13 protein-coding genes are annotated in these 14,008 nt (G+C 45.0%); 12 read left to right on the top strand and 1 reads right to left on the bottom strand.

The genetic code is table 11. The features are described 5' to 3' along the window. Nucleotides 1-9 precede the first annotated feature (9 nt). The 11 genes from PCH02S_RS05405 (at nucleotide 10) to PCH02S_RS05360 (ending at nucleotide 7,806) form a co-directional block, all read left to right on the top strand. On the top strand, nucleotides 10-1,191 hold the full coding sequence (locus PCH02S_RS05405; RefSeq protein ID WP_127450815.1) for an extracellular solute-binding protein: 1,182 nt from the start codon (nucleotides 10-12) through the stop codon (nucleotides 1,189-1,191). Next, nucleotides 1,188-2,033: an ABC transporter permease gene (locus PCH02S_RS05400; RefSeq protein WP_127450813.1), complete on the top strand. Its 846-nt coding sequence runs from the start codon at nucleotides 1,188-1,190 to the stop codon at nucleotides 2,031-2,033. The genes PCH02S_RS05405 and PCH02S_RS05400 overlap by 4 nt, the downstream gene beginning before the upstream one ends. A 37-nt stretch (nucleotides 2,034-2,070) precedes the next feature. Next, the gene (locus PCH02S_RS05395; protein WP_127450812.1) at nucleotides 2,071-2,919 is read left to right on the top strand and encodes a DUF6454 family protein; all 849 of its coding nucleotides are present in this window, start codon (nucleotides 2,071-2,073) and stop codon (nucleotides 2,917-2,919) included. Between the two features lie 228 nt (nucleotides 2,920-3,147). Then, a complete protein-coding gene (locus PCH02S_RS05390; protein WP_127450810.1) occupies nucleotides 3,148-3,717 on the top strand; it encodes a TetR/AcrR family transcriptional regulator in 570 nt (189 codons plus the stop codon). A gap of 88 nt (nucleotides 3,718-3,805) precedes the next feature. Next, the gene (locus tag PCH02S_RS05385) at nucleotides 3,806-4,129 is read left to right on the top strand and encodes an NIPSNAP family protein (RefSeq protein WP_127450808.1); all 324 of its coding nucleotides are present in this window, start codon (nucleotides 3,806-3,808) and stop codon (nucleotides 4,127-4,129) included. A 31-nt stretch (nucleotides 4,130-4,160) separates the two neighbouring features. Further along, nucleotides 4,161-4,706: an NAD(P)H-dependent oxidoreductase gene (locus PCH02S_RS05380; protein ID WP_127450806.1), complete on the top strand. Its 546-nt coding sequence runs from the start codon at nucleotides 4,161-4,163 to the stop codon at nucleotides 4,704-4,706. Continuing rightward, entirely contained in the window at nucleotides 4,703-5,332 is a 630-nt protein-coding gene (locus PCH02S_RS05375) for a DsbA family oxidoreductase (RefSeq protein ID WP_127450804.1), read from the top strand. Before PCH02S_RS05380 ends, PCH02S_RS05375 begins: the two co-directional genes overlap by 4 nt. Before the next feature lie 57 nt (nucleotides 5,333-5,389). Next, on the top strand, nucleotides 5,390-6,130 hold the full coding sequence (locus tag PCH02S_RS05370; RefSeq protein ID WP_127450803.1) for an SDR family NAD(P)-dependent oxidoreductase: 741 nt from the start codon (nucleotides 5,390-5,392) through the stop codon (nucleotides 6,128-6,130). Nucleotides 6,131-6,180: 50 nt separating this feature from the next. Next, nucleotides 6,181-6,417 (top strand): tautomerase family protein, encoded by a 237-nt coding sequence (locus PCH02S_RS05365; protein WP_127450801.1) that lies wholly within the window; start codon nucleotides 6,181-6,183, stop codon nucleotides 6,415-6,417. 226 nt (nucleotides 6,418-6,643) lie between these two features. After that, entirely contained in the window at nucleotides 6,644-6,787 is a 144-nt protein-coding gene (locus PCH02S_RS35590; protein ID WP_164819453.1) for a hypothetical protein, read from the top strand. Between the two features lie 143 nt (nucleotides 6,788-6,930). Further along, nucleotides 6,931-7,806: an NAD-dependent epimerase/dehydratase family protein gene (locus tag PCH02S_RS05360; RefSeq protein WP_246068955.1), complete on the top strand. Its 876-nt coding sequence runs from the start codon at nucleotides 6,931-6,933 to the stop codon at nucleotides 7,804-7,806. A 60-nt stretch (nucleotides 7,807-7,866) separates the two neighbouring features. Here the strand turns inward: PCH02S_RS05360 and PCH02S_RS05355 are convergent, their stop codons facing one another. Further along, nucleotides 7,867-8,520, bottom strand: coding sequence for a FusB/FusC family EF-G-binding protein (locus PCH02S_RS05355; RefSeq protein ID WP_127450799.1), 654 nt, complete (start codon nucleotides 8,518-8,520; stop codon nucleotides 7,867-7,869). 537 nt (nucleotides 8,521-9,057) lie between these two features. On the opposite strand from PCH02S_RS05355, the gene PCH02S_RS05350 reads away from it, so the two are divergent. Further along, complete coding sequence (locus PCH02S_RS05350; RefSeq protein ID WP_127450797.1) at nucleotides 9,058-13,998, top strand: chondroitinase-B domain-containing protein; 4,941 nt, start codon at nucleotides 9,058-9,060, stop codon at nucleotides 13,996-13,998. The last annotated feature ends 10 nt before the right edge of the window (nucleotides 13,999-14,008 follow it).

The following is a 14,008-nucleotide window of genomic DNA, read 5'->3' as shown; positions in this document are numbered from 1 at the left end:
GGCAATACCATGTTACGCAAGAAATCCGCAATTACGTTAGTCACTTTAATGACCGCTACGGCCGCTTTCATCTCCGGGTGTGGTAATTCTGCGACAACTGCAGGTTCATCTGCTGCTCCAAGCAACGCTCCGGTTAAAGCAACGGCAGATACCAAAAAACCTGTTGAGTTTACCTTCTATTTTACGGGATCGCAAAATGTTAAAGATCTATGGGATACATTAATCCCGATGTTTGAGAAACAAAATGCGGATGTGAAGGTAAAACCGGTTTACATTCCTTCAGGTACTGGCGCACAACCAACGTATGACCGTATTCTTGCTGCAAAACAAGCGAATAAAGGATCCGGCGATATCGATTTGTATGAAGATGGCTTGTCTAATGTCACTCGGGGACAAAAAGATGATCTGTGGGATACTTTAGCAACTGACAAAATTAAAAATTTGACTTCTGTTGATGAAAAAACGATAAAAGATATCTCCAATCTCGCTATTCCTTACCGCTCATCTGCCGTTGTATTGGCTTATAACAGCGAAAAAGTAGCAACACCTCCAAAAACGTTGGATGAACTGTACGATTGGATCAAGAAAAATCCGTCCAAATTCGCTTATAACGATCCATCCACAGGTGGGGCTGGTAACTCCTTCGTAGCAACTGCCCTGTATAAGTTCTTGCCGGAAGAAGCGATTCACAATTCTGATCCAAGCGTTGAAAAAGGTTGGGATCAAGGTTTTACTCTGCTCAAAGAACTTGGGAAATCCGTATATGGCAAAGGGATTTATCCGAAGAAAAACCAAGGGACTCTAGATTTGTTGACAAGCGGTGAAGTCGACATGATTCCGGCTTGGTCCGACATGGTACTTGAGCAAGTGGCGAAAGGCCAGCTTCCGAAATCAACGAAAATGGCACAATTGACGCCAGGGTTTAACGGCGGACCAACATACTTAATGGTGCCTAAGCTGTCTGAGAAGAAAGATGCTGTCTACAAATTCCTGGATTTCGTTCTTTCACCTGAAGCACAAGGCGTAGTTGTCGATAAAATGCATGGCTTCCCAGGCATCAAGCTTTCTAACATGTCCAAAGAAATTCAAGATTCATTCAAAGGTGCTTCCGAAGGATTCCGCTCGTTCAATATCGGCGAATTGGATAAAGATATGACGAAGCGTTGGCAAAGTGAAGTTGCTGCACAATGAGTAAACAAATGAAAATGGGGATATTCGGATTACTTCTGGTTATCCCCTCTTTTTTATTACTTTTCGTCACTGTCGTCATTCCTATTATCATTTCCTTTAAAGAAAGCTTGACGAATAAATCGGGCGGCTATGATTTGTCCAATTACACCTATTTATTCACAGATAAGCTGATGCGCTCCAACATCATTTTTACCCTGGAAGTGACGGTTGTTTCCGTAATTCTCGTGCTGATTATCAGCTATGCTTTAGCTGCTTATATGAGATTCAATACAGGTACGATGGTAAAATGGATACGTAAATTGTATATGATTCCAATCTTTATCCCGTCTGTTATCGCGACCTATGGATTGATCCAATTGCTTGGCAATCATGGATGGGTTGCCCGACTGCTGCTTCTGGTAAACGGTGGAGAGATGCCGCGTATTATTTTCGACATGAAAGGGATAATTATCGCGAATTTGTGGTTTAACATTCCTTTTACGACGATGCTGCTTGGTTCAGCTTTATCCGCAGTTCCTAATTCCATTATTGAAAGCGCGAAGGACGTAGGAGCACGTAAATTGCAAATCTTTGTCCGTTTCATTTTGCCGCTGACGTATAAAACATTGCTAGTGGCCGTTACTTTTGTGTTTATGGGTGTGATCGGTTCATTTACGGCTCCATTTCTCATTGGGCCCAATGCTCCGCAAATGTTAGGGGTGTCGATGGAACAGGTTTTCGGTGTGTTCCAAGAGAAACAATTAGCTGCGGCGATCGCTTTCTTTACGTTCTTGCTTTGTTCTGTCATGGGATACTTTTATATTCGTAGTATGATTACGGAGGAAAGTGCTAGGGCTAGATGATTTGATGTAAATGAAGATAAACTGGAGACAATAGCACATGGATGATCAGAATCTCATCGCCGGATTCAAAAATCTAACACGCAGCACGAAATGGGTGCTGAAAAACAAAATAGAACTACAATTCAACAATTACCACTCCCAAGGTATGGTTCGAATAGGCGACTTCTTTTATATGTCATCGGTTGAACTTATCGAATGGCCAATCAGGTATGTCCAACCTAATCAAAGTAATGATCGTACACCTGGCAAGGGAGTTGGCCATTTATTTGTCTTCGATGGTCAAGGACAGCTTGTAAAGGAGACAGCATTGGGTGAGGGTGACATGTATCATCCGGGTGGTATTGATTTTGATGGTACGTATATTTGGGTTCCTGTCGCGGAATACCGACCACACAGCCAATCTATCGTTTACAAAATGAATCCTCTCACTTTAAAAGCAGAAGAATCATTCAGGGTTCAAGATCATATCGGAGGCTTGGTTCGAGAGGGGCAGAATGGTAGGTTAATCGGCAACAGTTGGGGCTCACGCAAATTCTATGTATGGGACTCATGTGGGCGACAGCTGCTGGATAAAGAAAATACGAGTCATTTTATTGACTATCAAGATGGACAATATGTTGGTGACGGAAAAATGATTGTGAGCGGCATCTCTGAGTTAGTCAATCCTGCTAGCAAATCCAAGCCTTACGAGTTGGGGGGATTAGCGCTAATAGATCTGTTTACGTTAGAAACCCTTCACGAAATACCTATTACTGAATTTTCTCCGCAAGGTCATGTAATTACCCGTAATCCAGTGTTCCTAGAGATTGCTGGTGAAACCATAAGGCTTTATGCTGTTCCGGACGATAATGACGGATCAATGCTGATTTATGAAGCAGCTATTTAAAACGATCAAAATGAAGTAGCACTCACTTGAGTGCTTTTTTCATTTATCAATAGGATTCGCCAAGTGAATAGCTCTTATTCAATGTAGGAGCTGGTATCTGAAAACTAGATATTCAGTATCACGATTCTATATTATGCAGGATGACTTCGAACATAGTATGATGAGTGGGCGGTTGAACATCCGAGAAAGAGAGGAGATGAATATCTATCTACTAAAAGGTAGAATGCGATGAGTAATCATAAAAATACCGCAGAGATTATTTTGGATACAGCCCAGTACATGGTGCAAGAAGTTGGATTTAATGGATTCAGCTATGCACATATTGCGGAAAAAGTAGGGATACGGACAGCCAGCATTCATTACCATTTTCCAAATAAAGAGGATTTAGGAGAAGCGCTGATCACTCGCTATCACAAACATTCGATGTCAGCTATTGCTCAAATCGATATCGAAACACAGAACAACTTGGAGAAATTACGGAAATTCATCTTGATCTTCGATGGTCCTGTACAGGATTATTGTACGTGTTTAAGTGTCATGCTTTCTACGGAACTGGCTACTTTATCAGCGAAAGTACGCGACAGGCTAGCACAGTTTTTCACTACGAATTTAACATGGCTGGAACGCATATTGGATCAGGGGCGTCGGGAAGGGCATATTAACTTTGAAGGTGCCGCGGATGTACAAGCCCATAAATTTCTGGCTTCCCTCCAGGGAGCGCAGTTGCTTGCAAGAAGTTTTCGGGATAAAAGCAGGTTCGAAGTGATTGCCGATGGCTTAATTGCCGGTTTAACGTAAAGAGATAAGCGATTGATTTTTTAAAGCCAATCTACCTTTTAATAGGTAAATGAAATGAATAAAAACTTTCCATTAGGAGGCGTAAAGGATGATATATGAGCTGCGGATTTATGATGTTAATCCTGGTAAGATGCAGGTTATTTTAGATAGATTCAGGGATCATGTTATTCAATTATTTAATAAACATCAGATGAAAATAACGCTTTTTTGGGAAGATTCCGATGAATCCAATAACCGGCTCTATTATATTGTTGAACATGCTTCCATGGAGGATCGTAACCTGAACTATGATAGATTCCGCAACGACCCGGAGTGGATTGAAGTAAAACGACTTTCAGAACTTGATGGACCGCTGGTTAAGAAGCAAGAAAGTATCTTTATGAAAAATGTACCCTTTTTTGAAAACAAATAAAAATCCAACTACTGAATAGGAGCAAAATACAATGAAAATTTTAGTTATCGTAACTCACCCGAATATCGAAGCATCCAATTGGAACAAATCATGGGTCAATGAATTGCAAAAACATGATGGTATCACGATTCATGAACTGCACAAAGAGTACCCGGACGAAAACATTGATGTCGCTAGAGAGCAGCAACTGGTTGAGTCGCATGATCGGATTATTTTCCAATACCCGCTATATTGGTACAGCACACCGCCATTACTGAAAAAATGGTTTGACAATGTTCTGCTTTACAACTGGGCTTATGGACCTGAAGCAACTAAAACAGTCGGTAAAGAATTTGGCTTTGCGATTTCCGCGTATGGTACGGAAGAGTCTTATCAAGCAAATGGGTCCAACCGTTTTACAATCGAACAAATTTTGACGCCAATGCAGGCGCTCACTCGCTTTATTAGTGGCACTTATCTGCCTCACTTTGTTCTAAATGACACTTCTGACGTAACAGAGGAAAGATTAGCTCAAAGCAGTAAAGACTTCGTCAACCATATTAAAACTGTAAGACCAGCTGAGGTGTTGACGAAATGAGTGAATTGCTGATTGACGTGTATATGGATACTAGTTGCCCTTGGTGCCGTATGGGAACGACTAGTCTGTTAACCGCTCTAAAGCAATTGCCAGAAGATAAAAAGGCAACTGTCCGTTGGAATGCCTTTCAGATTAACCCAGGTATTCGTCCTGAAGGCGAAGATTATCGTCAAGTGATGATCGGCCGCTTAGGCGGAGTTCCTCAATTCGAAGCAAGGAAGCAGCAATATCACGAAAACGGGAATCGTTTCGGGCTTAAATATAATATGGATATCGTCCAATATACGCCTAATACAACATTATCACATCAGTTAATATCGATGGCGCCTGAGCACGTAAAAGTGCAATTGATTGAGAAAATATATACAGCTTATTTTGAAGATGGCGTAAATATCGGCGATGTGGATGAACTTGTGAAAATAGGATCTTCAGTCGGCATCGGTGAAGCCGCGGAACTCAAAGAGCGCCTCCTTCAGGGTGAAGGGCTGGACAAAGTAGAACTTGGACAGCGTACCGCTCAAAAACTCGGTGTCAGAGGCGTACCATTTTTTGTAATTAATGAAGAATTCAGCTTGTCTGGACTGCAGTCACCAGCAGAGTTTGTAAAATTGTTTGAACAACTGTAAGTCGATTCAGCTAACCGACATCTAGAACATCATCATCATCATAAAGGAGAATAACCAATGACGGTACAAGGCAAAGTAGTAGTGATTACTGGCGGAAGCAGCGGTCTCGGAAGAGCGATGGCCATCGAGATGGTGAATCAGGGAGCGAAAATCGTCATCAATGGTCGCCGCGAAGAGGCTTTGGCGGAGGTTGCGAAAGAAATCGATCCCACAGGAAAAAATGTGCGGTTCGTCGCTGGCGATATCGCCGATCCCGAGGTCGCACAGCGCTTAATCCAAGAGGGGGTAACCCACTTCGGACGCATTGATACGCTAGTTAATAACGCTGGGATTTTCATGTCTAAACCATTTACGGAATATACGGAAGATGATTTTGCAACGTATTTATCCACGAATGTGGTCGGTTTCTTCCACGTTACTCAACGTGCAGTGACGGAGATGCTGAAACAAGGTTCAGGACACATCGTGACTATTACGACAAGTCTGGTTGATCAGCCGTCGGTAAAAGTGCCTTCTGTGCTTGCTTCATTGACGAAAGGTGGTCTGAAGTCAGCTACCAAATCTTTGGCAATTGAGTATGCAGCAAGTGGTATTCGCGTAAATGCCGTTTCACCGGGCGTCATCAAAACACCAATGCACGCTGTTGAGACACATGAAGCTCTTGCCGGTTTACATCCAGTTGGACGCATGGGCGAATCTAAAGACATCGTAGATGCTGTTTTATACCTGGATTCTGCGAACTTTGTTACTGGTGAAATCCTTTATGTTGATGGTGGGCAAAACGCGGGTACGATGTAAATCTAGCAAATTAGATCCATCTAATTTTAATAGAAATGGGGAGAATTTCGATGCCAATTGTAAATATCCAAGTGACCCGTGAGGGCACAACTCCGGATCGTCAGTCCGTTACTGCTGAAGAGAAAGCCGCGATTATTAAAGGCGTTAGTGAAGTTTTGCTCAATGTGTTGAACAAACCATTAGAATCCACTTTTGTGGTTATTGAAGAAGTTGACACCGATAATTGGGGTTGGGGTGGACTGCCTGCCTTGGAATATCGCAAGAAGCTTGCTGAGAAGTTGAAGTAATCGGAGGCCGGCAAAGACTTTTGGAGCTTTCTGAGAAGTATAATGACGTTACATTAGGCCCATTAGATCAATTTGTGAAATAAAGAGTCACGTAAAAAGAAAGACATCGCCGAGATACTTGGCGGTGTTTTTTCTTTACAAAAAATCTATTCCTCTTTGACATCAGGTGAACAAATGAAAGCTAAGATGTAGAAGTACACCTGAGAGTTTGAAGGAGGATTATGAAATGAATATCAACACCTACGCATGGGAAAATTTGATGTCTCATAATACGATGAAAAATGAAAAAGTGATGAAACCTGAGAAAATAAAAGTAGAAAATGAAACCAGCTTTTTCACTAAATTGCTGCCTTTAAGCTTTATCCGTTAATACAGCAAATATCAGCCTTGTCGTATACATAATCCCGGAAGATTTAACTTCGGGGATTTTTTGGCGTAAGGTAACGCGAAAGCAGGTGCAGCATTTAGAATGACGAATAAATAACCAAACATACAAATTTTAGGTGGTGTGAGATGATGAGAGTTCTTGTTACCGGTGCCGCGGGCAATGGCGGTCAAGCTGTATGCAGAGCATTAGTTCATGCAGGTTACACGGTTAGGATGGCAGACATTATGCCTCCTCAGGCAGATGATTTGAGGGATCTCGAGTTTGTAAGATGTGATACAAGAAGCCCTGGGGATGTTCGTTTTGCGGTACAAGGTATGGATGCGGTTGTTCATCTGGCAGCCTGGCATTGCGCACATAATCCGCCTGTCAGTGATGAAACGATTTTTGCTGTGAACGTGAATGGAACCTTTCATGTAATGGAAGCATGCAAGCAGGCTGGAATTCAAGCTATCGTCTATGCTTCTTCAATGGCCTATGGCTGGGGATCAGTCTACGGGGTTAGTAAAGTTATTGGCGAAGATTTATGTAAAACTTATCATGAAATGACGGGTGCTTCGATAGCGATGCTGCGTTACCATGAGTTTATTCCACGCCTTTATTTAGAGTTCGGTGCTCGTTTGCTCCGCAATGGTGTGGATAGAAGGGATGTAGCTGAAGCTACAGTTGCTTCTGTTAAGGCCGTTTTGGAGAAAAAAGTGGGGCTTTTTCGCACAATTGTACATACGAATCATGGTATGCCCTTGGATGTTATTCAAGACTTTAAAAAAAACGGTCCTGCGTGGTGCGAGTCACAAGTTCCAGGCGCCATTCAATTACTGAACAAGTACGAGATCGAATTGCCGGAGCAAGTGGAACAACATGACCTATCTAAGGCTGAAGAAATACTGGGTTGGAAACCTCGATATAACTTCCTTGAGTTTCTAAAAGATTTGAAAGCTCGCGATGAAAAGGGCATCGATGTACATAATCTGAAGGTGCCTTCTGAGATTCCAGCAATGTGATGCCGCCAGAAGCCAGAAAAAGACCGGGACCTTATGCAGCAAGAGGTCCCGGTCTTTCATTTAACCGATCACAGTGTCAATAAACTTTTCTAACGAAGCAATATCCGTCAAGTTCTTATTACATTCTTGACCCTTCATACATAAATAGTTACCGACCGCTTTATAATAATCAGGCGTAGTATGAGCCGGCCTTTTCTTGGAGATTGCCGTAAATAGAGCAAGTTCTTCATATCTATTACATAAAAAACAAAAGCCTTTCTTGTTAGTCGGAGTATATTTCCCTTCTACCCCAACGAATTGCCCATTCAGATGATAGACAATGAATAGTTTATTCGTCGCTATATCGACCCAACTAAGATAGGTGACGTATCGGTAGTCGATCGCTGACAAATCAGGCAGTTTAAGCTTTTTGTTCTTAGGGAATAGCTTTTGAATCTGCTTTGCGCTAATTGGCGGAAATTCCATCAAATGAGGCTCTAACGCCTTAAGATGTTTTTGAAAATCTTCCGCTGCTTTCTGCTTGAAGATGGTTTCCAACATTTGTTTCTGGTTGTCTGTAGCGTCTGGAAATAGTTCAGAAATCTTCGATTCTGAGCTATATCGAACGGATTCCAATACTTTCGGATCTGCGTTCGTTTTCAGCGCATGCTCCAGAATCCCAGCTTGTTTTTTAATAAAATTGAATTGATGGTTTCTAATGAATGGTTCACACATATGGAACAGCCCCTTATTTTAAAATCGTAAAATGAATAAGGTGCAAAGCCAAATTGTGGAACCGATCTATGCTGAATTAGGCGATGTTTGTACTGCTCAATTCCCGCCCATGCAAAGTATCGCCTCCAAAACAGGCTTTGCATGAGGCTGTGCCAATCTGGCAATCGGTTATTGCCATCGATACCAACTCCTTATACTTGCGATAACATCTATTATAAAAGACTCACGACGGTATTTCAAAGGAAAGTCTATGTATAATTAATAATTACAAACAGGATGAAGGGGCTGCCGGCGTGCAGCTCCTTTTTTTGAATATAGAGAAAACCCTTCGAATCTTAGTGAAATCAGGTTGATCCCACAAATTAATGGTTCATTTCCGATATTGATCAGTGGTATTCGAGATTTTGACGATGAGTTTAGGTTTTGATGATTTATTGTTTGTAAGGGTTTACATATGATGTGTGTATTGGCTTTTACGCTAGTCAGCATCCAAATTGATGCCTGAGAGTTTCATGATGATGAAGGGGTGATGTAAGTTTGAACAAGGTATTCAAAGTTTCTTGGAAGCGAAAGATCAGCTTGATGCTCGCGGCAACTTTAATTCTCACAAGTCTGCCCGCAGGTTTCTCCAAAGCCGATGCCACAGGTGAGACGACAGGGACACCTGGCGGTGTCGATGCCAACTTGCTGAAATTGTGGCTGAAAGCGGATCCGTCGAGCATGACGCTAAACGGAAATGGTGAAGTGACGAAATGGAAGGATAGCAGTCCGCAAGGGAACGATTTCATCAACGACGGGACAGTCGGGGACAAGAGCCCACGGACGAAACCAAAGTATGTGGCATCCAATCCCTCATTAAATTTCCAACCGTCGGTCCAATTTATTCGTTCAGGCAGCGGAAGTCTTCTATTGGATAAAGACGGGTTGTTCGCTCAGAATGAAACCGTAGCAGGAGCAAGTGCTTATTTGGTTACCGGCGGGATCACATTATCCAATCAGACCTCGCAAATTTTCTATGAAACTTTACAAGGCACAGGAAGGTTTGGAGCATATATCCCTTTCTTCTCAAGCACCCCACAAATCCTGTGGGATTCGGGTGCAGTCACATCCGGTAATCCACGGCTTACAACGGGTTATTCAGTTCCGCCTCTTTCGTACAACAGCTGGGGCTTTCAGTATGAATCGCGTCCAACCGTTTCAAATAACGTCTATCAAGCCATTTCATTAGATGGGCAAACGATTGCAACATCGTCTCAGGCTCGACTTGCGATGGTTGGGAACGGAAGCAACCCGATGTCCCTCGGTTCTGCTGTCACGGGGGGCTCTGGTTATGATGGACAAGTTGCCGAGATGATCGTTTTTGGCGATTCTCTAAACACTATCCAGCATGATCAAGTGCAGACGTATATGGCCCTCAAGTTCGGGACGCCACTGAGAGGGAAGGATTATGTCTCGGCAGGCTTGTCGCATCAGGTTGTATGGCCCACAGCGGCCAATGTGGCTTTTGGCCATAACATCGCAGGGATTGTTCGAGACCAGCAAGGCGCATTGGCTCAAGAGACAAGCCGGAGCAGTGAAGGACCGGCGGCATCTCAGGTCGTCGTTAGTGCGAAAGGAGCTTTAGCGGATAAGCAGTATCTTCTCTGGGGAGATAACGGAAGTACCGCGCCGTCGGTTCCTTACGGTACGGGCTTCAAGCAGTCGGCGCGGACGTGGAAAGTCCAGAATACCGGCAATGTCGGGACGGTGCAAGTTGCTTTCCCGGAAGCCATGCTTCCATTAGGCGGATTGCTGTTAACGAGTACAAGCGGTGATTTTAATGACGCGGTACCGCATCCTTTGACTCCGGTGGAATTGCACGGTGGAGTCTACTATGCGACGGATGCGGAGTTGGCAGATGGATCCTTTTTCACCTTTGCTGAGAAAATGCCGGAAATCCAGCTCTCTAGCCTGGATGTATGGGCAGGCAGCCAAAAGTTAGGGATGAACCAACCATTTTCACCATCGAAGATGGGCGGGTATGAGGTCATTGTTCCACAGGATGCAAGTCCTGTTCGGTTTGAGATGCAAGCTGGCGCAGGTGTTTCGACGACGGTGACTCTGACGAATAACAATGGCATGAATCAGACGGTGAGTGACTTAGCCAATGTGCCGCTAGCACCTGGGGTGAATAAAATCAATATTCGTTTATCAAGTGGAGATGCAACGAATACTTATACGCTCCAGGCATATAGGCTATCGGCCAAAGGAACGAACGGACAAATACCGTTGAATGCAAGTACGGTTACCGCCAGTTCCTATCAGCCGAACACAACGAATATTCCCGCGAATGTGGTAGACGGGATATGGGATAATGATGTCCGCTGGTCCGCTTCAGGTCAAGGGGAGTGGCTGCAGTTCGATTTAGGGCAACCGGAGAAGGTCACCTATCTGAATATTGCTTTCTTGAACGCGCTCGACCGTCAAACTCATTTTGAGATTATAGGTTCAAATCAAGCGGATTTCCAGAATCCGACCGTCTTGCTTCCCAAGCGGTCAAGCCGCGTTCTTAAGGTCGGGGATGACATCATTCAGTCTTATGTGCTGAGTAATCCGGCATCCGTCCGTTATTTGCGGTTGGTCGGATATGGCAATACAGCTTCTGGAAGCTCAGGCAATTGGAACAGCATAACGGAAGTTGAGCTATACACAGGTACTGCGCCTGATATAGAAGAGCCTACTGTACCAAGCGGGCCTCCGCAGGCAGGTGATAAGCCGGTGGAACCGCTGCCTCCTGTTCAAGTGGTAAAAGTCAGCACTTCGGAAGGCTTGCAGGCTGCGCTGGATCAGGCTGCGAAAGGCATGACGATTGAATTGCAAAACGGTACTTATCAACAAATGGGTCCGTTCGTCGTGAAGGATAAAAAAGGGACTGCTGCGCTTCCGATCCGAATTGTTGCTGCGGAGCAGGGCAAGGCTGTTATAGCCGGCGACAGCTACATGCATATCGAAAACTCCGAATACGTCGAAGTAGAGGGGCTCACCTTTCACTCGGGAGGCGGATCGGAGCATGGGGAGGATACACTGAAGAGCAGAGCAGTTCCGGATGAAAGAATCGCCAGTATGAGTGGCGTGCATCCAGGGGTGCAGCTGTTCGATTCCAGCAATATTTCAATATTGCGAAATACATTTGCTTTGGATGAAACAGGTCAGAAATACCGTTTCACGAAAGCTGAGAATAATGTCAGCAAACAAATCTGGTGTGTCATCGGTGTGGAAAATAGCTGCCGCTACGGCGAAAGTTATGACCCTAATGGAGCCGTTTATACAGGTGAAACATCGCATTCGCCGAACTCGGCACTGCTCACAGACAGCGGGACTGACCGGCATTATATTCGGGTTGAGGGGACGAGCAGCCACAACCGTATTGCATATAATGACATCGGACCGAAGACCGGCTTTGGAGCCGTGATTACGTATGATGGCAAGGACGCGGTTTCGCAATATGATGTGATTGAATACAATCACTTTCATGATATCGGTCCGCGAGTGAGCAATGGTTTGGAAGCGATCCGTCTAGGGCTTTCCGGTTTATCTTTGGCCCCCGGACATGTGACGGTTCAATACAATTTGTTCGACGGATTAAACGGGGAAGACGAAATCGTCTCGGTGAAGAGCAGTGATAACATAATTCGTTATAACACTGTCCTTAATTCTTACGGTGGGATGGTTGCCCGACACGGTCATCGCAACAGCTTTTACGGCAATTTTATCATCGGGGATGGCAAAAAAGCAGGTATTAGCGGATTCCGCATTTATGGCAATGACCACAAAATTTATAATAATTACATGGAAGGGCTTACGGATGATGCCGTTCAGCTGGATGGCGGAACGGAAGACGCAGGGCCTGATGGGGGAACAAATCCAATTATCCGTTGGGGCAAGGGTGAGAACGATTTCGCTGAGCTTAGGAGCCTTACGCCGGATAGACAGCAGGAACTGCTGCGCGGGCATTGGAGACAATACAATGTACAAATTTATAACAATTCCTTCGTAAATTTAAGCAGTAAAGCATCGGCGGTAAAAATTGCGCAGCGCACGTTCCAGCCGACGGGAACACAAATTTATAACAATTTAATTTTCAGTAATGCTGGGACTATTTTCAATGAGTCAAAAGATATCACAGACGCAGGCCGGCCGACGTATGTCGGCAATATGGCCGATGGGACTGCTGCCGTGGCTGCGAATGCAACGGTTGTAAGCGCCACTTACAAAGGCGATCTGAAGCTAATTCGTAGCAGCGACGGATTAATCCGTTTATCGCCGCAAAGTCCTGCGATTGATGCGGCAAAAGGTCCGTATATCGCGTCAGACGATATGGACGGCCAAAGACGGCTGCATACTGCAGATGTTGGCAGCGATGAGTACGAACCGGCGAGTGATTTGACACTTCGGCCGCTTACGGCTGCCGATGTCGGGCCTGCGGCTGGACGGAATCTGCCAGTGGAAGTAGGGACACCAGATTTGAGCAGCTTGCAGATGAGCTCGAATCTAACCTTTGCGCCTGCCTTCCGTCCGAAAGTCACTTTTTATACGGTCATGCTCCCAATGGAAACAAGCAGCTTGAAAGTGACACCAACATCGGCAAGTCAAGCAGCTGATATTCAAGTGAGCGTTGACGGCGCTGTGCGGCAAACCGTTCGCAGCGGCAGCGAAAGCGAGCCGCTTGCCATTGCCGGGGCAGGCAGTGTTGTACTAATCGATGTGTCGTTGCCTACCGGCGTTCATAAAACGTATAGCATCATGGTGCAGCGACCAGCTAGCAGCAGTTCCTCTTCAAGGAACTCCTCATCCGGCAACAGCTCGGCAACAGCTCCTTCGCCAACGCCAGCGCCAGTCCCGAATCCAGTGCCTGAACCGGCTAATCCGCTGCCTGTAAATCCTTCGCTTACTGCACCGTCGCAGGAATCTTTCGCCGATGTGTCGAAACATTGGGCATCGGATGAAATCTCTCGCGCTGCGGCCAAAGGCATCGTGAACGGTTATGCGGATGGAAGCTTCAAGCCTGACGAGCCGATGACGAGATTACAATTCGCAGCTATGCTGGTGCGAGCTTTAGGTTTGAAGTCAGAACCTTCGAAACGGACATTCACTGATCAAGCGGATATTCCGGCATGGGCGGATGGAGAACTGGGCGCAGCGTTGGACGCTGGAATTCTGCAGGGATATGAAGACCAGTCTTTACGTCCCAATGCATCCATGAATCGGACAGAAATGGTTGTTATGCTTGTTAGAGCCTACTCGCCAAAAGAGGACGGGTCACTTTCAACCAAGCTTAGCGACAGTTCTCTGATTCCAGCTTGGGCTTTGCCTGCGGTTTCGCAAGCAGTATCCTTAGGGCTTATAAACGGTCGTGAGAATCAAACTTTCGAGCCGTTTGTTACCGCTACAAGGGCGGAAGCCGTAACAGTCGTGATGCGTATGTTGGATCGGCAGTAGTCTAATAGTT

Source organism: Paenibacillus chondroitinus NBRC 15376, assembly GCF_004000765.1.
GTDB lineage: Bacteria > Bacillota > Bacilli > Paenibacillales > NBRC-103111 > Paenibacillus_E > Paenibacillus_E chondroitinus.
This window is presented reverse-complemented; position numbering and strand designations above follow the sequence as displayed.

Bases quoted from the DNA above. Each gene is read 5' to 3' on its own strand.
- PCH02S_RS05405 (WP_127450815.1), top strand. From the start codon at position 10: ATGTTACGCAAGAAATCCGCAATTACGTTAGTCACTTTAATGACCGCT.
- PCH02S_RS05400 (WP_127450813.1), top strand. From the start codon at position 1,188: ATGAGTAAACAAATGAAAATGGGGATATTCGGATTACTTCTGGTTATC.
- PCH02S_RS05395 (WP_127450812.1), top strand. From the start codon at position 2,071: ATGGATGATCAGAATCTCATCGCCGGATTCAAAAATCTAACACGCAGC.
- PCH02S_RS05390 (WP_127450810.1), top strand. From the start codon at position 3,148: ATGAGTAATCATAAAAATACCGCAGAGATTATTTTGGATACAGCCCAG.
- PCH02S_RS05385 (WP_127450808.1), top strand. From the start codon at position 3,806: ATGATATATGAGCTGCGGATTTATGATGTTAATCCTGGTAAGATGCAG.
- PCH02S_RS05380 (WP_127450806.1), top strand. From the start codon at position 4,161: ATGAAAATTTTAGTTATCGTAACTCACCCGAATATCGAAGCATCCAAT.
- PCH02S_RS05375 (WP_127450804.1), top strand. From the start codon at position 4,703: ATGAGTGAATTGCTGATTGACGTGTATATGGATACTAGTTGCCCTTGG.
- PCH02S_RS05370 (WP_127450803.1), top strand. From the start codon at position 5,390: ATGACGGTACAAGGCAAAGTAGTAGTGATTACTGGCGGAAGCAGCGGT.
- PCH02S_RS05365 (WP_127450801.1), top strand. From the start codon at position 6,181: ATGCCAATTGTAAATATCCAAGTGACCCGTGAGGGCACAACTCCGGAT.
- PCH02S_RS35590 (WP_164819453.1), top strand. From the start codon at position 6,644: ATGAATATCAACACCTACGCATGGGAAAATTTGATGTCTCATAATACG.
- PCH02S_RS05360 (WP_246068955.1), top strand. From the start codon at position 6,931: ATGATGAGAGTTCTTGTTACCGGTGCCGCGGGCAATGGCGGTCAAGCT.
- PCH02S_RS05355 (WP_127450799.1), bottom strand. From the start codon at position 8,520: ATGTGTGAACCATTCATTAGAAACCATCAATTCAATTTTATTAAAAAA.